This is a genomic window from Kitasatospora sp. NPDC054768, assembly GCF_053612025.1.
Genome location: NZ_JBSHBN010000051.1, coordinates 30,805 through 55,457 on the forward strand (window position 1 = coordinate 30,805; position 24,653 = coordinate 55,457).

Below are 24,653 nucleotides of genomic sequence, written 5' to 3' on the forward strand. Positions count from 1 at the left end.
GCGTGGACCGGTGCCCTGGTCATGCGGATCCCAACTGCCGGTCGATGTAGTCGAACACCTCGTCGTCGCTGGCCGCCTCGATCAGGTGGGGGGCCAGGTCGTCCACGTCGCCCGTGGGGCGGGCGGTGGTGGCCGGTGTCCCGCCGGGCAGATGGCGGGACAACACTTCCCGTATCCGGGCGGCGAGTTCGTCGCTGACGCCGTCCGGCGGCAGGGCGTCGAGCAGGGCCTCCAGGGTGTCGAGCCCGGCCCGGACCGCCGCGTCGCCCGTCGGGCGGGCGGCGGTGGCCCGCTCGGCGAGGTGGCGTGCCAGTGCCTCCGGGGTGGGGTGGTCGAAGACGAGCGCGGCCGGCAGCCGCAGCCCGGTCGAGGACACCAGCCGGTTGCGCAGTTCGACCCCGGTGAGGGAGTCGAAGCCGACGTCCTTGAACGGGCGGGCCGGGCGGATCAGGTTCGGCGAACTGTGGCCGAGCACCGCCGCGGCGTTGCCGCGCACCAGGTCGAGCAGGGTCCGGTACAGCTCGGCCTCGGGCAGCTCGGCGAGCTGCCGCGCCATCGAGCGGGCCGGCGCCGCGGCGGAGGCGGAACCGGTACGGGCGGGGCGGACCAGGCCGCGGAGCACGGCGGGCAGTCGGTCGTCCGCCCGCAGCACGGACGGGGCGATCCTGGCCGCGAGCCGGTAGGCGTACGGGGAGTCCAGTGCCGCGTCGAACAGGGCGAGGCCCTCCGCCGAGGTCAGCGCGCCCGCCCCGGCGCCCCGGCCCGCGGTGACCGCGGCGGTCATCTCGCTGCGCTCCTCCCACAGGCCCCAGCCGATGGACAGGCCGGGCAGCCCCTCGGCCCGGCGTTCGGCGGCGAGGGCGTCGAGGACCGCGTTGGCGGCGGCGTAGTTCGCCTGCCCGGCCGCGCCGAACTGGGCGGCGCCCGAGGAGAACAGGACCAGCGCCGCGAGGTCGAGGCCCCGGGTGAGTTCGTGCAGGGCCAGCGCCGCGTCCGCCTTGGGCCGCAGGACGCGGTCGAGCCGGTCCGGAGTCAGCCCCGCGATCGTGGCGTCGTCCAGGACACCGGCCGCGTGGACGACGGCGGTGAGCGGGTGCGCGGCGGGCACCGACCCGAGCAGGGCGGCGAGCGCGGCGCGGTCGGCGACGTCGCAGGCTGCGACGGTCACCGACGCCCCGAGCCCGGTCAGTTCCCGTACCAGCTCCGGCATGCCGTCGGCGGATCCGCCCCGGCGGCCCGCCAGCAGCAGGTGCCGGGTGCCGTGCGCGACGACCAGGTGCCGGGCCAGGAGCCGTCCCAGGGTGCCGGTGGCCCCGGTGACCAGGACAGTCCCTTCGGGGTCCGGCGGAGCGGGCAGCAGCAGGACGTTCTTGCCGACGCCCCGGGCCTGGCTGAGCGAGCGCAGGGCGGCCGGGGCCTGCCGGACGTCCCAGGCGGTGACGGGCAGAGGACGCAGCACTCCCTGCCGGAACAGGTCCAGGACATCGGCGAGCATCTCGCCGATGCGCTCCGGACCGGCCTCCATCAGGTCGAACGCCCGGTAGCGCACCCCGGGGTGCTGCCGGGCGACCGTCTCGGGGTCGCGGACGTCGGTCTTGCCCATCTCCACGAACCGTCCGCCGTTCGGCAGCAGCCGCAGACCGGCGTCGACGAACTCCCGTGCCAGGCTGTCGAGTACGACGTCGACGCCCCGCCCGCCGGTGGCCGTCAGGAACGTCTCGGCGAAGTCGGTGGTACGGGTCGAGGCGATGTGCGCGGCGTCCAGTCCGCCGGCCCGCAGGACGTCCCACTTGGCGGGGGAGGCGGTCGCGAACACCCGCGCACCGGCGTGCCGGGCGAGTTGCACCGCCGCCATGCCGACACCTCCGGCCGCGGCGTGGACCAGTACCGATTCCCCGCGCCGCAGTCCGCCGAGATCGAACAGACCGTAGTAGGCGGTGAGGAACACCACCGGCACGGATGCGGCACGGGCGAAGGACCAGCCCGCCGGTATCCGGGCGACGGTACGGCGGTCGGCGACGGCGGTCGGGCCGAACGCGCCCCCGAAGATCCCCATCACCCGATCCCCGGGCACCAGGTCGTCCACACCCGGGCCCACCTCGATGACGGTTCCGGCGCCCTCGCTGCCCAGGCCCTGCTGTTCGGGGTCGGGGTCCAGGCCGAGCGCGGCGATGACGTCGTGGAAGTTCAGCCCGGCGGCGCGCACCGCGATCCGTACCTCCCCCTTGCCCAGCGGGGCGAGGGCCGCCGGAGCGGGCTCCGCCGCGATGTCCTCGAGGGAGCCCCGGCCGTCGGTGGTGAGCCGCCAGGCGGCGCCGTCCGGCAGGGACAGCGTGCCGTCCGGCCGTCCGCCGCGGACCAGCCGCGGCAGCAGCGGCGGGCCGGTCCGCAGCGCCAGCTCGGGTTCCCCGGCGGCGAGCGCCGCAGGCAGGGCGTCCGCCGGCTCGCCGGTCCCGGCCGCGTCGATGAGGACGAAGCGCCCGGGGTGCTCGGCCCGCGCGCTGCGCACCAGGCCCCACAGGGCGGCCTGGGCGGGATCGACGGGACGGTCGACCGGTCCGGTACGGACCGCGTCCCTGGTGAGCAGGGCCAGCCTGGCCGCAGCGAACCGCTCGTCGGCCAGCCACTGCTGCACGAGGGCGAGGCCCTGGTGTGCGGTGGCCCGGACCCGGTCGGCGGGGTGGGGCAGGTCGGCGGTGGCGATGGCCGCCACGATCACCTCGGGCAGGGCGGCGCCCGCTTCGAGGGCGGCCCCCAGGGCGCCGATGTCCTGCCATGACACCGCCCCGGGGACGGCACCGCCGAGGGCGGCCCAGGTGGGCACGGCGCTGTCGGCCGGGTCGGTGGCCGGGGTCCAGTCGAGGCGGTACAGCAGGTCGGCGTGGGCGGTCGCGGCGAGCGGCCCGCCGGCGGCCGGAGGCCGCAGCAGCAGGGCTTCCACGCCGAGCACCTGCCGTCCGGACAGGTCGTGGGCGTGCAGGGCCACGGTGTCCGGCGTGTCGGTGGCGAGCCGCACGCGCAGCGTGGTGGCCCCGGTGATCCCGCTGGTCACGCCGTTCCAGCTGAAGGGCAGCCGGGCCCGGCCGTCCTGGTCGGGCAGCAGTGCGGCGATCTGGAGGGCCGCGTCCAGCAGCGCGGGGTGCAGCACGCATCCGGCGGCGTCGGCGTGCTGCGGCTCCGGCAGCACCACCTCGGCGAACACCTCGCCGCCGCGGAGCCACGCGGCACGGATGCCGCGGAAGGCGGGGCCGTAGTGGTAGCCGGCCTCGGCGAAGCGCTCGTAGAGGTCGCCGGTGTCCACGGGTTCGGCACCGGACGGCGGCCAGCTCAGCAGACCGGCCGCGGCTCCGGCCGGGTCCCCGGCGGGCCGGGGCGCCAGGGTGCCGGTGGCGTGCTCGGTCCAGGGCGCGTCGGCGTCCCGTGTCGTACGGGCGAACACGCCGAGCCTGCGCCGACCGTCGCCGTCGGGTGCGGCCACCCGGAGCTGCAGGTGGACGGCTCCCTCCTCCGGGAGCACGAGCGCCGATCCGAGGGTGAGTTCCTCGACCACCGGGCAGTCCGCCTCGGCCCCGGCGCGCAGCGCGAGTTCGAGAAACGCCGTGCCGGGGAAGAGGACGACGCCCGACACCGCGTGGTCGGCGAGCCAGGGGTGGGTGCGCAGCGAGATCCGGCCGCTGAGCAGCAGTTCATCGGAGTCCGCGACCTGCGTCGCCGCACCGAGCAGCGGGTGCCCGGTCGTGGCGAGACCCGCCGAGGCGACGTCCCAGCTCGTGGTCGGAACGTCGAGCCAGTAGCGGCTGCGCTGGAAGGCGTAGGTCGGCAGCTCGACACGCCGCGCCCCCGGGAACGCACCCGACCAGTCCACCCCCAGCCCGCGCTCCCACGCACGGCCCACCGCACGCAGCACCTGGGCCAGGCCGCCCTCCCCGCGACGCAGCGTCCCCAGCACCGCGGCATCCGTACCCGCGGCCTCCACCGACTCCCCCACCGCAACCGACAGCACCGCGTGCGGGCTGGACTCCACGAAGAACCGGAAGCCCTCCCCCAACAACGTCTCCGTGGCCTGCCCGAACTCGACGGTCTCCCGGAGATTGCGGTACCAGTACTCCGCGTCCAAAGCCTTCGTGTCCAGCCAACCACCCGTCACCGTCGAGAAGAACGGCACCGGACCCGAGACAGGAACGATGCCGGCCAGATCGGAGAGCAACCGCTCACGGATCTCCTCCACATGCGCGGAATGCGACGCGTAGTCGACCTCGATCAGACGCGCCCGCACCCCCTCCCCGACCAAGGCCTCGACCAGTGCCGCCACCGCGTCGGCGTCGCCCGACACCACCGTCGACGACGGGCCGTTCACCGCCGCCACCGAGAGCCGCCCCGCCCACGGGGCGACCCGCTCCCGCACCGCGTCCACCGGCAGAGGCACCGACGCCATCCCGCCACGGCCCGCCAGCACCCCCACCGCACGGGAACGCAACGCGACCACCCGGGCCCCGTCCTCCAGACTCAGACCGCCCGCCACACAAGCCGCGGCGATCTCGCCCTGGGAGTGGCCCACCACAGCGTCCGGAACGACGCCGAACGAACGCCACACCTCCGCCAGTGAAACCATCACGGCCCACAACACCGGCTGCACCACATCGACCCGCGCCAGCAGCGCCTCCGAACCCAACGCCTCCGTCAACGACCAGTCGACATAAGGCGCCAACGCCCGCCCGCACTCCGCCATCCGTTCCGCGAACACCTCCGACCCAGCCAGCAACTCCGCGGCCATCCCCACCCACTGCGAACCCTGACCCGGGAACACCAGCGCCACCCGACCGGAAACCAACCCGCCGCCGGACACCGCGGCACCCTGTGACAGCGCGGCCAGGTGCTCGGCGAGGTTCTCCTCCGTGCCCACCAGCACCGCGCGGTGTCCCAGCGCGCTGCGGCCCGTGGCCAGGGAGAAGGCCACGTCCGCGGTGCGGACGCCCGACCCGTCTCCGATCCGGGCCGACAGCGCCGCGGCCTGGGCGCACAGCGCCTCCGGAGTGCGCGCCGAGAGGAGCAAGGGGACGGCGGCGGGTACGGTCCCCGGTGTCCCGGACCCGTCGACGAGCCCGTCTGCGGGGGCTGTCGGGTCGGTCGGGGCCTGTTCGAGGATGACGTGGGCGTTGGTGCCGCTGACGCCGAAGGAGGACACCCCCGCCCGGCGCGGACGGCCCGTGTCGTCCCACGCACGGGCCTCCGTCAGCAGCCGGCCGGCGCCCGCCGACCAGTCCACCTCGGGCGTCGGACCGTCCACGTGCAGCGTCTTGGGCATCACGCCGTGCCGCAGCGCCAGCACCGACTTGATGACCCCCGCCACACCGGCCGCAGCCGAGGCGTGGCCGATGTTGGACTTCAGCGAGCCGATCCACACCGGCCGGTCCGCGGGCCGGTCCTGCCCGTACGTGGCCAGCAGCGCCTGCGCCTCGATCGGGTCGCCCAACCGCGTCCCCGTACCGTGCGCCTCCACCACGTCCACCTCGGACGCCGTCAGCCCCGCATCCGCCAACGCCGCACGGATCACCCGCTGCTGCGACGGACCGTTCGGCGCCGTCAGACCGTTGCTCGCACCGTCCTGATTCACCGCCGAACCACGCACCACCGCCAGCACCGGATGCCCGTTGCGCCGCGCATCCGACAACCGCTCCACCAGCAGCATGCCCGTGCCTTCGCCGAAGGCGGTACCGTCGGCCGCCGCGGCGAAGGACTTGCAGCGGCCGTCCGGAGCGAGTCCGCCCTGCCGGCTGAACTCGACGAACAGTTCGGGGCTGCACATCACGTTGACGCCGCCGGCCAGCGCCAGCGAGCACTCGCCGGAGCGCAGCGCCCGGACCGCGAGGTGCAGGGCCACCAGCGAGGACGAGCACGCCGTGTCCACGGTGACCGCGGGGCCTTCCAGGCCGAAGAAGTAGGCCAGGCGACCGGAGACGACGCTTCCCGAGTTGCCGGTGCCGAGGAATCCCTCGACGTCCTCGGGGATGTAGGGCAGCAGCCGGGCCGCGTAGTCCTGCTGCATCAGGCCGACGTACGTGCCGACCGGGGCGCCGCGCAGGGTGGACGGGTCGATGGCCGCGCGCTCGAAGAGTTCCCAGGTGGTTTCCAGGAGCAGCCGCTGCTGCGGGTCCATGGCCGCCGCCTCGCGCGGCGAGATGCCGAAGAACTCCGCGTCGAACTCGGCCGCGTCGTGGAGGAAGCCGCCGTCGCGGGTGACGGAGGTGCCGATGCGGTCGGGATCGGGGTCGTAGAGCGTGTCGAGGCTCCAGCCCCGGTCGGTGGGGAACCCGGAGATGCCGTCGCGGCCCTCGGCCAGCATCCGCCACAGGTCCTCGGGTGAGCGGACATCGCCGGGGAGGCGGCAGGCCGCGGAGACGATCGCGATCCGGTCGTCGTCCGCGTCCCGGTTCCGGTCGGCCGGCCCTGCGGGTACGGAGGGCATGACGGCCCTGGCCGCTTCCGTGTCCGTGAGTCCGGCGCCCAAGAAGTCCGCGAGCGCGGCCGGGGTCGGGTGGTCGAACACCAGGCTGGCGGGAAGCCGCAGGCCGGTGGCGGCGTTCAGGCGGTTGCGCAGTTCCACCGCGGCCAGTGAGTCGAAGCCCAGTTCGCGGAAGGCCCGTCCGGGGTCGAGGGTGTCCGGGGAGGCATGGCCGAGGACCGCAGCCGCGTGGGTGCGGACGAGTTCGACGAGCAGCCGGGTCCGTCCGGTGCCGTCGAGGGCCGCCAGGCGCCGGCGCAGGGCGTTGTCGTCGGCCGTCGCCTGCGCGGCCGTGGCCGCCCGGCGCGGCGGTGTGCGCACCAGGCCGCGCAGCAGCGGCGGCAGAGTGCCCTCCGCCGCCGCGGACCGCAGGGCCGCGGTGTCGAGGCGCATCGGGACCAGGGCGGCCCGGTCCACGGTGAGGGCGGTGTCGAAGAGCGCGAGTCCCCGCTCGGTGGAGAGCGGCGGCATCCCGGACCGGGCGAGGCGTCGTACGTCGTCCTCGTCCAGGTGTCCGGTGAGGGCGCTGGCCTGCTCCCACAGGGTCCAGGCCAGGGCCTGGCCGGCCAGGCCCGCCGTCCGACGCTGGACGGCCAGGGCGTCGAGGAAGGCGTTGGCGGCGGCGTAGTTGGCCTGTCCGGGGCCGCCGAAGGTACCCGCGGCCGAGGAGAACAGCACGAAGTGCGTCAGATCGAGGTCGCGGGTCAGTTCGTGCAGGTGGAGGGCGGCGTCGACCTTGGGGCGCAGCACGGCGTCCACCCGTTCGGGGGTGAGTGCGGTGACGACGCCGTCGTCGAGGGTGCCCGCGGTATGGACCACGGCGGTCAGCGGGTGCGCGGGCGGCAGGTCCGCGATGACGGCGGCCAGGGCGACCCGGTCGGCGGCGTCGCAGGCGACGATGGCGGTCTCGGCTCCCAGCGCGGCGAGTTCGGCCCGCAGTTCGTCGGCTCCGGCGGCGGCCGGGCCGCCGCGGGAGAGCAGGAGCAGGTGCCGGACGCCGTGCCCGGTGACCAGGCGGCGGGCGACGTGGGAGCCGAGCAGGCCGGTGCCGCCGGTGATGAGGACCGTGCCGTCCGGGTCGAAGGCCCGGAGGGGCCCTGCCGCGTCGTCCGCGAGGTCCGGGTCGTTCCTGAGGACCCGGGCCAGCCGGGGTACGCGGACGTCGTCGCCGCGGACCGCGGACTGCGGTTCTCCCGAGGCGAGGGCCGCGGCGACGCCTGCGGAGGTGCCGTGCTCGTCGTCGGCGTCGAGGTCGAGCAGGGCGAAGCGCCCGGGGTGTTCGGACCGGGCCGAACGGACCAGGCCCCAGAGTGCGCTGTGCGCGGGGTTGCGTACGTCCTCCCCCTCCCCGGCGCTGACCGCACCCCGGGTGGCGAACACCAGGCGAGAGCCGGCGAAGCGGTCGTCGGCGAGCCAGGTCCGGACGTCGCTGAGGGCCTGGTGGACGACCGCGCGGACCGCCGCGGCCGGTCCGGCCGCGGCCGGGGGCTCCGCGCAGGCGAGCAGGACCGTGTCGGGCACCGGGGCTCCGGCGTCGACGGCGGCCAGCAGCGTGGCCAGGTCCGCGGTGCGGTGAACGGGTGCACCGCTGCCGCGCGGGGGTGTGGTGACCCACTCCGTCGCATAGAGGTCCTGGTGGCGGCGGCCGTGGGGGGCGCGGTCGGCGCCGAGGCCGACGGTGCCCGCGGGCCGCAGGACCAGTGCGTCCACGGTCGCCACGGGGGCGCCGGTCGCGTCGGCGACGGCGAGCGTCACCGCGTCGGGCCCGGCCGGGGCGAGCCGGACGCGGATCGCGCCGGCGCCGGTGGCGTGCAGGGTCACGCCGTTCCAGGAGAACGGCAGCCGTCCCTCGGGGTGGGCTTCCGCGCCGGGGGTGCCGGGCACACCGGTGGCGTGCAGGGCCGCGTCCAGCAGGGCCGGGTGGAGGCCGAAGCGGGCGGCATCGGGTGCGGGCCCAGCGGGCACGACGGCCTCGGCGAACAGCTCGTCGCCGCGCCGCCAGACCGCGTTCAGGCCCTGGAAGGCGGGACCGTAGGCGAATCCGCCCGCCGCGAAGCGGTCGTACAGTCCGTCGAGGGCGAGGGGTTCGGCGCCGGGCGGCGGCCAGGGCATCGGCCCGTCGGCCTCGGCGCCGTCCGCGCCGTCCTGGGCCAGGACGCCTTCGGCGTGCCTGGTCCACTCGTCGCCGTCGGGGTCACCGTCGACGGGTGTGTCCGGCCGGGAGTGCAGGCTGAGCGGGCGGTGGCCCAGGGAGTCGGGGGCGCCCACGGTGAGGCGCAGCACGGTGCCGCCGTGTTCGGGCAGCACCAGGGGGGCCTCAAGGGTGAATTCCTCGACCCGGGGGCAGCCGACGCGGGCTCCGGCCTGGAGCGCGAGTTCCAGGAAGGCGGTGCCCGGGAGCAGTGCCCGGCCGCCGACGGCGTGGTCGGCGAGCCACGGGTGGGTGCGGGCCGACAGGCGGCCGGTGAGGAGCAGGCCGTCGCTGTCCGCGAGGACCACGACGGCGCCCAGCAGCGGATGGTCCGCGGGGGTCAGCCCGGCAGAGGTGACGTCGCCGACGGGCGCGGCGCCGTCCTCCAGCCAGTACGGGTCGCGTTGGAAGGCGTAGGTGGGCAGTTCCACCCGTCCGGGGCGGCGGTCGGCGAAGACGGTGTCCCAGTCCGGGGAGACTCCGCGCAGGTGGAGTTCGGCCAGGGACTCGGTGAACCGGCGCGGGCCGCCGTCGTCGCGGCGCAGGGTTCCCACAGCGGTGGCGTCGGCGCCCGCGTCCTCGGCGGTCTCCAGGACACCGACGGTGAGGACGGGGTGCGGGCTGCTTTCCAGGAGGACCTGGTAGCCGTCGGCGAGCAGGGCGCGGGTCGCCTGTTCGAAGCGGACGGTCCCGCGGAGGTTGCGGTACCAGTAGTCGGCGTCCAGGGCGGTGGTGTCCTCCAGCAGGCCGCCGCTGAGGGTGGAGTAGAAGGGGACGGCGGACGGGCGGGGGGTCAGTCCGTCGAGCCGGGCGAGCACTTCGGTGCGGATGTCCTCGACGTGGGCGCTGTGCGAGGCGTAGTCGACGGGGATGCGCCGGCTGCGGATGTCCAGGGCCGTCGTCCGGTCGAGGAACGCGTCGAGCGCGTCGGTGTCGCCGGAGACCACGGTGGAGGCGGGTCCGTTGACGGCGGCGACGGAGAGCCGGCCGTCCCAGGGTGCGAGGTGTTCGGAGACCTGTTCGGCGGGCAGGGCCACCGAGGCCATGCCGCCGCGGCCGGACAGGGCGCGGATGGCGCGGCTGCGCAGGGAGACGACCTTCGCCCCGTCCTCCAGGCTCAGCGCTCCCGCCACCACGGCGGCGGCGATCTCGCCCTGGGAGTGGCCGATGACCGCGCCGGGGGTGATGCCGTGGGAGCGCCACAGTTCGGCCAGGGAGACCATGACGGCCCACAGCACCGGCTGCACCACGTCGACGCGTTCGGCCGGCGGGGTGCCGGGGGCGCCGCGCAGGACGGCTTCCAGGGACCAGTCGACGAAGGGGGCCAGGGCACGCTCGCAGTCCGCGATGCGGGCGGCGAAGGCGGGGGCGGAGTCGAGGAGTTCGACGGCCATGCCGGCCCATTGGGATCCCTGTCCGGGGAACACCAGGGCGACTTCGCCGCCGGTTCCGGCGGTGCCGAGGACCAGGCCGGGGGCGGTGCGGTCGGCCACCAGGGCGTCGAGGCCGGCCCGGAACTCGTCGGGGTGGGCGCCGATCAGGACCGCCCGGTGCTCGTGCGCGGCGCGGGTCGTCGCGAGGGCGTGGCCGACCTCGGCGGGGCCGGGTCCGGGGTGGGCGTCGAGGTGGTCGCGGAGCCGTGCGGCCTGGGCGCGCAGCGCTTCGGCGGTGCGTCCGGAGAGCACCCAGGGGAGGACGGCGGGGGCGGCGGGTTCGTGGGCCTGTTCCAGGACGGGTTCGTCCGCCTGTTCCAGGACGACGTGTCCGTTGGTGCCGCTGACGCCGAAGGAGGACACCGCGGCCCGGCGCGGCCGTCCGGTCTCGGGCCAGGGGGTGTTCGCGGTGACCAGGCGTACCGCGCCCGCGGTCCAGTCGATCTGCGGGGACGGGTCCTGCGCGTGCAGGGTGGGCGGGACGGTACCGTGCCGCATGGCGAGGACGGTCTTGATGACGCCGCCGACGCCGGCCGCCGCCTGGGTGTGCCCGATGTTGGACTTCAGCGAGCCGAGCAGCAGCGGCTGCCCGTCCGCGCGGTCCTGCCCGTAGGTGGCCAGCAGGGCCTGGGCCTCGATCGGGTCGCCCAGCGGGGTGCCGGTGCCGTGCGCCTCGACGACGTCCACGTCGGCGGGGGTGAGTCCGGCGTTGGCCAGGGCGTGGCGGATGACGCGTTGCTGGGCGGGGCCGTTGGGGGCGGTGAGCCTGCTGCTGGCGCCGTCCTGGTTGACGGCGGTGCCGCGGATCAGGGCGAGGACCGGGTGGCCGTTGCGCCGGGCGTCCGAGAGGCGCTCCAGCAGGAGCATGCCGACGCCCTCGCCCCAGCCGGTACCGTCGGCGGCGGCGGCGAAGGACTTGCAGCGGCCGTCCCGGGCCAGGCCGCCCTGGCGGCTCATCTCCACGAACGGAACGGGTGTCGACATGACCATCGCGCCCCCGGCCAGGGCCAGGGTGCAGTCGCCGGCCCGCAGGGCTTGGGCGGCGAGGTGGATGGCGACCAGCGAGGAGGAGCAGGCGGTGTCGATGCTGACCGCCGGGCCCTCCAGACCGAAGGTGTAGGCGACGCGGCCCGAGGCGACGCTGTCGGAGCTGCCGCTGCCGACGTAGCCGGCCACGTCGTCGGGGACGTGGCGCAGCCGTACCGCGTAGTCCTGGTACATCACCCCGGCGAAGACGCCGGTCCTGCTGCCCCGCAGGGTCGCGGGGTCGATACCGGCCCGTTCGAACGCCTCCCAGGTGGTCTCCAGGAGGAGCCGCTGCTGTGGGTCCATCGCGAGCGCTTCGCGCGGGGAGATCCCGAAGAATCCGGGGTCGAAGTGCCCGACGTCGTCGAGGAATCCGCCCAGGGCGGTGTGGCTGGTGCCCTCGCGCAGTTGTTCCGGATCGTCCAGGTGGTCCAGGTCCCAGCCCCGGTCGCGGGGGAAGCCGGTGATGGCATCGGTGCCGTCGGTGACCAGGCGCCACAGGTCCTCGGGGGACCGTACGCCGCCGGGGTAGCGGCAGCTCATCGCTACGACCGCGATCGGTTCGCGGCCCGCTTCCTCGGCCTCGGTCAGGCGCCGGCGGGTGTGGTGCAGGTCCGCCGTCACGCGCTTGAGGTAGTCCCTCAGCTTGTCGTCGTTCACCATCGGGGGCCGCCGTCCTGGTTCGCGGGTCGGGTCGTTGTCATGACCGGCCGAGTTCGTTGTCGATGAGGTCGAAGAGTTCGTCGTCGCTGGCGCCGTCCATCCGGTCCTCGATGGAGGCGGCCGCTCCGGCCGCCGTGCCGTCGCCGTCGGCCGGGGTGGCCGCCGGGTCGTCGAGGCGGCGCAGGAGCTCCCGGAGCCGCCCGGCCAGCCGGTCGCGGTCCGCCGGGTCGTCGGGGAGGCCGTCGAGGGCGCCTGCCAGGCGGTCCGGTTCGGCCAGGCCGGGGAGCGGGCCGGGTCCGGCGTCGGGGAGCAGTTCGGCGACGAGGTGCGCGGCGATCGCGGCCGGGGTGGGGTGGTCGAAGAGCAGGGTGGCCGGCAGCGGGTGGCCGGTTGCGGCGCGCAGCCGGTTGCGCAGTTCCACCGCGGTCAGCGAGTCGAAGCCGACCTCCAGCAGGCCGCGTCCGGGCTCGACCGCGGCCGGGCCGCTGTGGCCGAGCACCAGGGCGGCGTGCGAGCGGACCAGGTCGAGCAGGACCCGGCCGCGCTGGGTCTCGTTGAGGGAGCCGAGGCGCTGCTTCAGGGCCTCGGGCCCGTCGGGGCCGGTGCCGGCCGCGGGGCCCGCGGCGCCGCGCCGGGCGGCGGGGCGCACCAGGCCGCGCAGCAGGGCGGGGACGCCGCCGGTGGCGGCCTGGGCGCGGACGGCCGCGGTGTCGAGCCGCAGTGGGAGGACGACCGGCTCGTCGAGGGTGCCGGCCGTGTCGAAGAGCGCCAGTCCCTGGGCCGGGTCGAAGGCGACGATCCCGCCCCGGGCGATCCGTCGCAGGTCGGCCTCGGTGAGCCCGCCGGTCATCCCGGTGCTGTTGGCCCACAGGCCCCAGGCGAGGGAGCGGCCGGGCAGCCCGTCGGCGCGGCGCCGGTGGGCCAGGGCGTCGAGGAAGGCGTTGGCGGCGGCGTAGTTGCCCTGGCCCATGCCGCCGAAGATCCCGGCGATGGACGAGAACAGGACGAACTCGGACAGCTCCAGGCCGGCGGTGAGTTCGTGCAGGTTGATCGCCGCGTCCACCTTGGGGCGCAGGACGTGGTCCAGTTGCGCGGGCGTCATGGTGGCGACGACGCCGTCGGCCAGCACGCCCGCGGCGTGCACCACCCCGGTCAGCGGGTGCGTGGGGGGCAGGGCGGCCAGCAGGGCCGCGAGGGCGTCGCGGTCGGCGGCGTCGCAGGCGACGATCTCGGCGTGTGCGCCCAGGGCGGCGAGTTCGGCGAGGAGTTCCGCCGCGCCGTCGGCGGCGGGGCCGCTGCGGCTGGTCAGCAGCAGCTGCCGGACGCCGTGTTCGGCGGCGAGGTGGCGGGCGACGTGGGCGCCGATGGCGCCGGTGCCGCCGGTGATCAGGACGGTTCCGTCGCCGCCCCAGCCGGGGGTGCGCCCGGTGACGGCCAGCGGTACCCGGGCCAGCCGGGCGACGTGGACGGCTCCGGCCCGGATCGCGAGCTGGGGTTCCCCGGACGCGAGGGCCTCGGCGAGCAGCGCGGGCGGGTTCTCGTGGGTGTCCAGGTCCAGCAGGACGAAGCGGTCGGGGTTCTCGGTCTGCGCCGAGCGGACCAGGCCCCAGAGCGCGGCCGGGGCCGGGTCCGGGACGTCGTCGCCGGTCACCGGGACGGCGCCCGAGGTGACCAGGACCAGCTTGGCCCCGGCCAGCCGCTCCTCGGCCAGCCAGTCGCGCAGCAGGGCGAGGACCGTGCCGAGTCCGTCGTGGACCGCGTCGCGGAGGGTGCCGGGCGGCGCGTACGGGGCCGGGGCGGGCGGGCAGGCGGCCAGCACCAGGCGGGGCGGCGGGGCGCCCGCGTCGAGCAGTGCGGACAGCGCGGCGAGGTCGGTGACCGTGCGGCCGGGGAGCGTCCCGGTGCCGAGCACGGTCCAGGACTCCGGGTCGTAGGCGGTGCCGGCCGCCGTCGCGGCGCGCTCGGGCAGGGTCTGCCACTCGGGGCGGAACAGTTCCTCGTGGTGTCCGGCGCGGGTGGCCGTGAAGCGGTCGCGCGAGACGGGCCGCAGGACCAGGGAGCGGGCCGAGAGCACCGGCCGCCCGGTGGTGTCGGTCACCTGTACGGCGACGGCGTCGCGGCCGGTCGGGGTCAGCCGCAGCCGGAGTTCGGCGGCCCCGGAGGCGTGCAGGCGCACCCCGTTCCAGGAGAACGGCAGCCAGCCCTGCGCGGGCCCCTCCAGGACGTCGAACACCAGTGAGTGCAGGGCGGCGTCCAGCAGGGCCGGGTGCAGGCCGAACGCGGCGGCGTCCGGCCGCTGCTCCTCGGGCAGGCTCGCGAGGGCGTACACCTCGTCGCCGAGCCGCCAGGCCGCGCGCAGGCCCTGGAACGCGGGGCCGTAGGCGAACCCGCCGCCCGCGAAGCGGTCGTACAGGCCCTCCGTGTCGAGGGGGACGGCTCCGGGCGGCGGCCAGGCCTCGGGGTCCGCCGGGTCGGCCGGGTCGGCCGGGTCCGCGGCTCCGGTGGAGCCGAGCAGGCCGCTCGCGTGCCGGGTCCAGGGGGCGTCGGGGCCGTCGTCGGCGGCCCGGGCGTGGACGCTCAGCGGACGGGTGCCGGCGGCGTCCGGGCTTCCGACGGTGATCTGGAGAGCGACGGCTCCGCCCGCCGGGAGCACCAGCGGCGCCTCCAGGGTCAGTTCCTCGACCTGGTCGCAGCCGACCTGGTCGCCCGCGCGGACCGCGAGTTCCAGGAACGCGGTGGCGGGGAACAGCACCCCCTCGTAGACGCCGTGGTCGGCCAGCCAGGGGTGGCTGCGGACCGAGAACCTGCCGGTGAAGAGGAAGCCGTCGGAGTCCGCGAGTTCCGTTCCGGCGCCGAGCAGCGGGTGGTCGACCGCCTGAAGTCCGGCTGCGGGAAGTCCGGCCGCGGCCGGGCCGGCCTGCAGCCAGTAGCTGCCGCGCTGGAAGGCGTAGGTCGGCAGGTCGACGGCGGAGCCGGCCGGGCCGCCGGAGTGGACGGCGTCCCAGTCCACGGGGACGCCCGTGACGTGCAGCCGGGCCAGGGCGGCCGTCGCCGCGGGTGCTTCGGGCCGGTCCTTGCGCAGCAGGGGCACCAGCACCGGGCTGCCGGTGGCGCCGGTCAGGCAGTCCTGGCCCATGGCGGTGAGCGCGCCGTCGGGTCCGAGTTCGAGGAACGCGGTGACGCCGTCGCGTTCCAGGTGGCGTACGCCGTCCTGGAAGCGGACGGTGCCGCGCACGTGCTCCACCCAGTAGTCCGGCGAGCCGAGCTGCTCGGCGGTGGCCGGCTCGCCCGTCAGGTCGGAGATCACCGGGACGGCGGCCTCCCCCGGGACGATCCGGGCCACGACCTCGCGGAACTCGGCGAGCATCGGCTCCATGAGGGGCGAGTGGAAGGCGTGGGAGACCCGCAGCCGCCGGGTCTTGCGGCCGCGCGCGGCGAGCACGGCGGCGATCTCGTCCACCGCCGCCGCGTCGCCGGAGACCACGGTCGAGGCCGGGCCGTTGACCGCGGCGAGGCCGACCTCGCCCTCACGGCCCGCGAGCAGCGGCAGCACCTCCTCCTCCCCGGCTGCGAGGGAGACCATCGCGCCGCCCGCCGGGAGGGCCTGCATCAGCCGTCCCCGCGCGACCACCAGCGCCGCGGCGTCGGACAGGGTGAACACCCCGGCGACGTGGGCGGCGGCCAGCTCTCCCACGGAGTGGCCGAGCAGCCGGTCGGGGCGCACACCCCAGTGCTCGACGAGGCGGAACAGGGCGACGCCGAGTGCGAACAGGGCGGGCTGGGCGTACTCGGTCCGGTCCAGCAGGCCGTGGCCGGGGTCGCCGGGGGCCGCGTCGATCACCTCCCGCAGCGGGCGGTCGAGCAGCGGATCGAGTTCCGCGCAGACCGCGTCGAAGGCGTCGGCGAAGACCGGGAACCGTGCGTACAGTCCGGCGCCCATGCCGGTGCGCTGGCTGCCCTGGCCGGGGAACAGGAAGGCGGTCTTCGCGGCCGGGCCGGTGATCCCGCGCACCAGGTCCGCCGACGGCTCGCCGGCGGCGAGGGCGGCGAGCCCCTGGAGCAGGGCCTGCCGGTCCGTGCCGGTGAGGGCGGCCCGGTGTTCGAAGGCGCTGCGGTGCAGCGCAAGGGAGCGCCCCAGGTCCGCGACGGCGAGCGCCGGGGCCTGCTCCACGTGCCGGAGCAGCCGGGCCGCCTGCTCGCGCAGCGCGTCCGCGCCGCGGGCGGAGATCAGCCAGGGCAGGGCGGGCGCGGCGGGCGCGGCAGGGACGGCGGTGGGCGCCGGGGCCGGTTCGGTGGGCTGTTCGAGGATGGTGTGGGCGTTGGTGCCGCTGACCCCGAAGGAGGACACCGCGGCCCGCCGGGGGCGGCCGGTCTCCGGCCACGGGGTGTCGTCGGTGAGCAGCCGGACGGCGCCGGCCGACCAGTCGACGTGCGGGGTCGGCGTGTCGACGTGCAGGGTGCGCGGCAGTGTCCCGTGCCGCATGGCCTGCACCATCTTGATGATGCCGGCGACTCCGGCGGCGGCCTGGCTGTGTCCGATGTTCGACTTCAGCGACCCCAGCCACAGCGGCTCCCGCTCGCCGCGTTCCCGGCCGTACGTGGCCAGCAGCGCCTGGGCCTCGATCGGGTCGCCCAGCTTGGTCCCGGTGCCGTGCGCCTCCACCGCGTCGACCTCGGCGGCGGTCAGTCCGGCGTCGGCGAGGGCCGCACGGATGACCCGCTGCTGGGAGGGACCGTTGGGGGCGGTCAGACCGTTGCTGGCGCCGTCCTGGTTGACGGCCGAGCCGCGGACCAGGGCGAGCACCGGGTGGCCGTTGCGCCGGGCGTCCGAGAGGCGTTCCAGGACGAGCAGTCCGGCCCCCTCGGCCCAGGAGGTGCCGTCGGCGGCGGCGGCGAACGGCTTGCAGCGGCCGTCCTCAGCCAGCACCCGCTGCCGGCTGAACTCCACGAACGCGCCCGGGGTCGACATCACGGTCACGCCGCCGGCCAGCGCCAGCGAGCATTCGCCGGCCCGTAGCGACCGGGCCGCGAGGTGGACCGCGACCAGCGACGAGGAGCACGCCGTGTCGACGGTCACCGCGGGCCCTTCGAGGCCGAGGCTGTAGGAGATCCGCCCGGACGCCACGCTGCCCGCGCTGCCGATGCCGAGGTAGCCCTCGAACTCCTCGGAGGGCTCGGTGACGCGCGACCCGTAGTCGTGGTGGCTGCAGCCGACGAAGACGCCGCTCGCGCTGCCCTTGAGGGAGAGCGGGTCGATGCCGGCCCGCTCGAACGCCTCCCAGGAGAGTTCGAGCAGCAGCCGCTGCTGGGGGTCGATGGTCAGCGCCTCGCGCGGGGAGATCCCGAAGAAGGCCGGGTCGAAGCGGTCGGCGTCGTGCAGGAACCCGCCTTCCCGCGCGTAGGTGCTGCCGGCCCGGTCCGGGTCCGGGTCGTAGAGGCCGTCCAGGTCCCAGCCCCGTCCGGTGGGGAAGCCGGTGATCGCGTCCCGTCCGCCCGCGACGAGCTCCCACAGCTCCTCGGGGGTGCTGACGCCGCCGGGGTAGCGGCAGCTCATGGCGACCACGGCGATCGCCTCGTCCTCGGGCACCGCGGCGGCCGCGGGCGGCTGCCCGGGGGCGCCGGGTGCCTCGGTGACGGGCGCCCCCGGCAGTTCGGCGCGCAGGTGTCCGGCCAGGGTGGTGGCCGTGGGGTAGTCGAAGGCCAGAGTCACCGACAGGCGCAGGCCGCTGGCCGCGGCGAGCCGGTTGCGCAGTTCGACGGCGGTCAGCGAGTCGAAGCCGATGTCCTTGAACGCCTGGTCGGGTCCCACCGCCTCGGGCCCGGGGTGGCCGAGCACGGCGGCGACCTCGCGGCGGACCAGGTCCAGCAGGGCCCGGTCGCGTTCCGCCGGGGGCAGTGCGGCGAGCCGCAGGGCCGGCGGCTCGGCGCCGTCGGCGCTGCCCCGGGACCCGGCCGCGGCGGCGAGCGCTTCCCGCACCTCGGGCAGGTCCCCGAGGGCGGCGCTGGGCCGGAGCGCGGTGAACGCCCGGGTGAAGCGGTCCCAGGCGAAGTCGGCGACGAGGACGGCCGTGTCGTCGTGGTCGAGGGCCTGGTGCAGCGCGATGGTGGCCACGGCGGGGTCCATGGCGGGCAGGCCGTCACGGATCAGCCGTTCGGCGACCGCTCCGGAGGCGAGGCTCTCGCCGCCCCACAGGCCCCAGGCCACCGAGGTGCCGGGCAGTCCGAGGTCGCGGCGCTGCCGGGCCAGGGCGTCGAGGTAGGCGTTGGCGGCGGCGTAGCTGCCCTGGCCGGTGCCGCCGAGTGTGCCGGCGAGCGAGGAGAACAGCACGAAGGCGGTCAGGTCGAGTCCCCGGGTGAGCGCGTCGAGGTTGCGTGCGCCGTCGAGCTTGGGGCGCAGGACGCCGGCCGCGCGTTCGAGGGTGATGGAATCGATCACCCCGTCGTCGAGGACGCCCGCGGTGTGCAGGACGGCGCGCAGCGGGCGCTCGGCCGGAATGCCGGCGAGCAGTTCCGCCAGTGCGTCGCGGTCGGCGACGTCGCAGGCCACCGCGGTGGCGTCGGCGCCGAGTCCGCGCAGTTCGGCGAGCAGGGCGTCGGCTCCCGGGGCCTGTGCGCCGCGCCGACTGGTGAGCAGCAGGTGCGCGGTGCCGGTGCGGGCGAGCCTGCGGGCGATCTGGGCGCCGAGGCCGCCGGTGCCGCCGGTGATCAGGACGGTGCCCTCGGGTGTCCAGTCGCGTGCGGGGGCGGTGTCGCCGAGTCCGGCGTGGACGACCCTGCGGCCGTAGACGCCGGTGGCGCGCACCGCCAGCTGGTCCTCGCTGTCGGGGTTGGTCAGGGCTTCGGCGAGCCGGGTCGCGGCCCGGTCGTCGAGCCGTCGCGGCAGGTCGACCAGACCTGCCCAGCGCTGCGGGTACTCGACGCCGGCGACCCCGCCGAGGCCCCAGGCCAGGGCTTGGAGGGTGCTGTCGATCCGGTCGGAGCGGCCGACCGACACCGCGCCCCGGGTGGCGCTCCAGAGCGGGGCGTCGGTGCCGAGGTCGCCCAGGGCCTGGAGGAGCGCGACGGTCAGGGTGAGGCCGAGGGGGAGCGCCGATCCGTCGCCGTGCGGTTCCTCGGCCAGGGCGAGCAGCGACAGGATTCCGGCGGGCGGCCCGTCGGCGCGGTCGTGGGCGTCGCGGAGCAGTGCGGCGAACCGCGTCCGGTCGGTCGCGTCGTGGCCGGCCTCGACCAGGACGGGGGTGGCGCCGTGTCCGCGCAGGGCGTCCGCGGCGAACGCGACGGCCGGGTCGTCGGCGGCGACGGCCGGGGCGACGAGGAGCCAGCTGCCGGTGAGCCGGGGCCGCTCGGGTGCAGGCAGGGGCTTCCAGGCGACCCGGTAGCGCCAGCTGTCGGCGGTCCGGTCGTCGGCGCGGCCGCGCGCCCACTCGGCGAGGGTGGGCACCAGGGAGGCGAGGGAGGCCCGCAGCTCTCCGTCCTCGACCCGCAGGGTGGTGGCGAGGGCGTCCAGGTCCGCGCGGTCGACCGCCGCCCAGAAGCCGGAGTCGGCCGGGCCGGCGCCGGTCGCGGCGGCCGTGCCGGCCGCGGCGTCGGCGGGCCCGCCGGGGGTGGCGTCCAGCCAGTAGCGCTGCTGCTGGAAGGCGTACGTGGGCAGGGGCCGCTTGCGCGCGCCGGTTCCGGCGAACACCGCGTCCCAGTCCACCGGCAGTCCGCGGACCTGGACCTCGGTGAGCGCGGCGAGGAAGCGGCCGGGGCCGCCCTCGGTGCGGCGCAGGGTGCCGACGACGGCCCCGTCGCCGACCCCGGCCGCCTCGACGGCCTCCTGGATCCAGACGGTCAGCGCGGGGTGGGTGCTGCACTCGACGAAGGTGTGGTGCCCGTCGGCGACGAGCGCGTCGAGCGCCCGGCCGAACTCCACCGGCCGGCGCAGGTTCTCGTACCAGTACGCGGCGTCCAGGTCCAGGGTGTCCACGGGCCCGCCGCTGACCGTCGAGTAGAACGGGACGGCGGAGGTCCGCGGCGCGATGCCGCCGAGCAGGGCGAGCAGTTCCTCGCGGAGCTCCTCCACCTGGGGCGAGTGTCCGGCGAAGTCCACGCCGGGGACCGGCCAGGCCATGACGCCCGCCTCGGCGTACTGCTCGCGCAGCCGTTCCAGTGCAGCCGGGTCGCCGGAGACCGTCACCGACGTCGGCCCGTTGACAGCGGCGACGTCGAGTGCCCCGTCGTGGGCGGACAGTGCCTCGCGCACGGCTTCGACCGGCTGCGGCACGAACAGCATGCCGCCGCGTCCGGTCAGGGCGAGCAGGGCCCGGCTGCGCAGGGCGACGATCCGGGCCGCGTCGTCCAGCGAGAGCGCGCCGGCCACGCAGGCGGCGGCGATCTCGCCCTGGGAGTGGCCGACCACGGCGTCGGGGACGATCCCGTGCGCCCGCCACAGCTCGGCCAGCGACACCATCACCGCCCACAGCACCGGCTGCACCACGTCCACCCGGTCGAGCGGGGGCGCGTCGGGCGCGTCGCGCAGGACCGCGAGCAGCGACCACTCCAGGTGCGGGGCGAGGGCGCGTTCGCAGGCCGCGATCCGGTCGGCGAAGGCCGGGGCGTGGTCGAGCAGTTCCCGGGCCATGCCGGCCCACTGGGTTCCCTGGCCGGGGAAGACGAAGACGGTCCTGGCCGACCGGGCGACGATGCCTTGGACCAGGCCGGGTGCGCGCTCTCCGGCGGCCAGCGCGGCCAGGCCGCCCAGCAGGGTCGCCCGATCGCCGCCGACGACGGCCGCGCGGTGCTCGAAGGCGGTCCTGGTGGTGGCCAGCGAGTAGCCGACGTCGGCGGACGGCAGCTCCGGCCGCTCCGTCAGGTACGCGTGCAGCCGCTCCGCCTGGGCCTTCACCGCCTCGGCGGTCCGCCCGGACAGGACCCACGGGACGGCGGCGGGTGCGGGCCCGGCGGGCAGGGCGGGTGTGGGCCCGGCGGGCGGCTGTTCGATGACGACGTGGGCGTTGGTGCCGCTCAGGCCGAACGAGGACACTCCGGCCCGGCGCGGCCGGCCGGTCTCGGGCCAGGGGGTGGCCTCGGTCAGCAGGGCGACGGCGCCCGCCGTCCAGTCGACGTTCGGGGTCGGCCGGTCGATGTGCAGGGTGCGCGGCAGTTCGCCGTGCCCCATGGCCAGCACCATCTTGATGATGCCGCCGACACCGGCGGCGGCCTGGGTGTGCCCGATGTTCGACTTCAGCGACCCGAGCCACACCGGCCGGTCGGCCGGCCGGTCCTGGCCGTAGACGGCCAGGAGCGCGTCGGCCTCGATCGGGTCGCCCAGCCGGGTGCCGGTGCCGTGCGCCTCGACGGCGTCCACGTCGGCGGCCGACAGCCGGGCGTTCGCCAGCGCGTCGCGGATCACCCGCTGCTGGGCCAGGCCACTGGGCGCGGTCAGTCCGTTGCTCGCGCCGTCCTGGTTGATCGCCGAGCCGCGCAGCACCGCGAGTACCGGGTGGCCGTTGCGGCGGGCGTCCGAGAGACGTTCCAGGAGCAGCAGGCCCACGCCCTCGGCCATGCCGAAGCCGTCCGCCGAGGCGGCGAAGGACTTGCAGCGCCCGTCCTCGGCGAGCCCGCGCTGCCGGCTGAAGCCGGTGAACGACAGCGGGGTGCCCATCACCGTGGCGCCGCCCGCCAGGGCCAGCGTGCACTCGCCCGAGCGCAGCGACTGCGCGGCGAGGTGGACCGCCACCAGTGACGAGGAGCAGGCCGTGTCCACGGTCACGGCGGGCCCCTGGAGGCCGAGCTGGTAGGCGACCCGCCCGGACAGGACGCTGGTGGAGATGCCCGCGATGAACAGGCCCTCCAGTTCCTCGGGGATGTCGCGCAGGGTGCCGCCGTAGCCCTGGTAGGAGGCGCCGGCGAAGACGCCGGTCGGGGTGCCGCGCAGGGTGGACGGGTCGATGCCGGCGCGCTCGATCGCCTCCCAGGAGGTTTCGAGCAGCAGTCGCTGCTGCGGGTCCATGGCGAGGGCCTCGCGCGGGGAGATCCCGAAGAACCCGGGGTCGAAGCGGTCCGCGTCCCTGACGAATCCGCCCGCGGCGGCGTAGCTCCGGCCGGGCCGGTCGGGGTCCGCGTCGTACAGCGTGTCGAGGTCCCAGCCCCGGTCGGACGGCAGCCCGGAGACGGCGTCGTGCCCGTCCGCGACCAGGCGCCACAGGTCCTCGGGGGTGCGGACGCCGCCGGGGTAGCGGCAGCTCATGGCGACGATCACGATGGGGTCGTCGTCGGCGGCGGGTGGCGCCGTCGGGGGCTGCCGGACGGTGGCGGGCTCCTCGGCGGCACCCAGCAGTCCGGTCTCCAGACGTCCGGCGAGCGCGGTCGCCGACGAGTAGTCGAAGACGACGGTGACCGGGAGCCGCAGGCCGGTGGCGGCGTTGAGTCGGTTGCGCATGTCCACGGCGGTCAGGGAGTCGAAGCCCAGGTCGCGGAAGGCGCGGCCGGGGGCGACCGCGTCCGGCGAGTCGTGGCCGAGGACGGCGGCCGCCTGGGTCCGGACCAGGTCGACCAGTACCCGGGTCCGCTCGGCCGCCGGGAGCGGCGCCAGCCGGTCGCGCAGCGCCGAGGGCGTTCCCTGGACCCCGGTCCCGCCGGTCTCCGGTCCGGCGGCCAGCGCGCTGCGCACCTCGGGGAGTTCCCCGATCAGCGGGCTGGGGCGCGCCGAGGTGAAGACCGTCGCGAAGCGGTCCCAGTCGATGTCGGCGACCACGACCACCGTCTCGTCGTGGTCCAGGACCTGCTGGAGCCCGGTGATCGCGACCGCGGGCGGCATGAAGAGCACGCCGTGGCCGCGCAGGGTCTCCTCCGCCAGCTCGGCCGCCATCCCGCCGGCCCCGCCCTCGGGGCTCCAGATGCCCCACACCACGGAGGTCGCGGCGAGGCCGCGGCTCCTGCGGTCCTCGGCGAGGCCGTCGAGGTAGGCGTTGGCGGCGGCGTAGGCGCCGTGGACGGCGCTGCCCCACACCCCGGAGATGGAGGAGAACAGCACGAACGCGTCGAGCGTGTCCCGGTCGAAGAGCAGGTCCAGGTTCCTGGCCCCGCCGACCTTGGCGTGGAGGGTGTCGGCGAACTCGTCCGCGTCGGTGTCGGGCAGTGGCACCAGCAGCCCGGCCCCTGCGGCGTGGAAGACGGTGCTGATCCGGTGGCCGTCCTGTTCGAGGCCGTCCTTGAGCTCGCGCAGGGCCTCCAGGTCGGCGACGTCGCACGCGGTCAGGGTGACCCGGGTGCCGAGGGCGGCCAGTTCCTCGGAGAGCTCCGGCGCACCCGGCGCATCCGCGCCGCGCCGGCTGACCAGCACCAGGTGCCCGGCTCCCCGCCGGGCCAGCCAGCGCGCGATCTGCGCGCCGATCCCGCCGGTGCCGCCGGTGATCAGCACCGTGCCCCCGGGCCGCCAGCTCCGCCGCGGCGCGGTGTCGCCCAGAGCGGACCGGACCAGCCGCCGGCCGTGGCAGCCGGTGGCCCGGACGGCCACCTGGTCCTCGTCCCCGGCCTGGCCGGCCAGCACCCGGCACAGCCGCCCGGCGGTGTCCGGGTCCAGGACCTCAGGGAGGTCGACCAGACCGCCCCAGCGCTGCGGGAACTCCAGCGCGGCGACCCGGCCCAGGCCCCAGAGCAGGTTCTGCGCGGCGCTGACCGCGCTCCCGGTGTCCGTACCCCCGACCGACACCGCCCCGCGGGTCGCCCACCACAGGGGCGCGTCGATCCCGGCGTCTCCGAGGGCCTGCAGCAGGGCCAGGTTGAGCGCGGTGCCCAGCGGGACGGAGGGGTGCGCCGAGTGCGGGCGCTCGTCGAGGCCCAGCAGCGACAGCACTCCCGTCACCGGGCCGGGCAGCGCGTCGAGGGACGCGCGCACCCGGTCGGCCAGCACGGCGCGGTCGGCCGCCGCCTCGGTGATCCGTAGGTGGACCACCGAGGCCCCGGCCTGCTCCATGGCGTGGGCGGTCGCCTCCGACCGGCGTGTCCCGTCCTCGGACTGGCCGTCCGACGACAGCACGAGCCAGTTGCCGTCCAGGGCGACCGGGAGACCCTCGGGCAGGGCCCGCCAGGTCACGCGGTAGCGCCAGGAGTCGACCACCGAACGCTCGGTGCGCTCGGTGCGCCAGCCGGCGAGCGCGGGGAGCACCACGTTCAGCGGGTCCTCGGGCGCCACCCCGAGGGCGGTGGTGAACCGGTCCAGGTCGCCTCCGCCCAGGGCCTCCCAGAAGTCGTCGCCCGCCGCGGACGTTCCGGACGGACCGCCCGCCGCGGGGCCGGTGTCCTCCAGCCAGTACGGGCGACGCTGGAAGGGGTAGGTGGGCAGGGAGACGCCGCCCGGACGGTGTCCGGCGAACACCCGGTCCCAGTCGGGCAGCAGGCCGCCCACGTGGGCCTCTCCCAGGGACGTCAGGAAGCGGTCGAGGCCGCTCTCGCCGCGCCGCAGCGTGCCCACGACCACGGCGGGGCCCTGCGCGGAGCCGGCGGTGTCGGCCGCGTCGGCGGTCTGCTGGACGCCGAAGGTGAGCACGGGGTGCGGGCTGGACTCGACGAAGAACCGGAAGCCCTCCCCCAACAGCGCCGCCGTGGCCTGCCCGAACTCGACGGTCTCCCGCAGGTTGCGGTACCAGTACTCGGCGTCCAGGGACTTCGTGTCCAGCCAGCCGCCCGTCACCGTCGAGAAGAACGGCACAGAACCCGCGAGAGGGGTGATCCCGTCCAGATCGGCGAGCAGCCGCTCGCGGACCTCCTCCACATGCGCGGAGTGCGACGCGTAGTCGACCTCGATCAGACGCGCCCGCACACCCTCCCCCACCAGAGCCTCCACCAACGCGGC

At 76.1% G+C, this 24,653-nt stretch carries 2 protein-coding genes; both read right to left on the minus strand.

Going from position 1 to position 24,653, the window contains the following annotated elements; translation table 11 throughout:
- Positions 1–19: 19 nt before the first annotated feature.
- Complete coding sequence (locus ACWGKU_RS17850) at positions 20–11,815, minus strand: SDR family NAD(P)-dependent oxidoreductase (RefSeq protein WP_452191478.1); 11,796 nt, start codon at positions 11,813–11,815, stop codon at positions 20–22.
- Positions 11,816–11,852: 37 nt separating this feature from the next.
- The coding region (locus ACWGKU_RS17855; protein WP_452177839.1) for a type I polyketide synthase at positions 11,853–24,653 on the minus strand (12,801 nt) is incomplete at its 5' end.

Excerpts from the sequence above, each read along its gene's own strand:
- ACWGKU_RS17850 (WP_452191478.1), bottom strand. The coding sequence starts at position 11,815 with ATGGTGAACGACGACAAGCTGAGGGACTACCTCAAGCGCGTGACGGCG.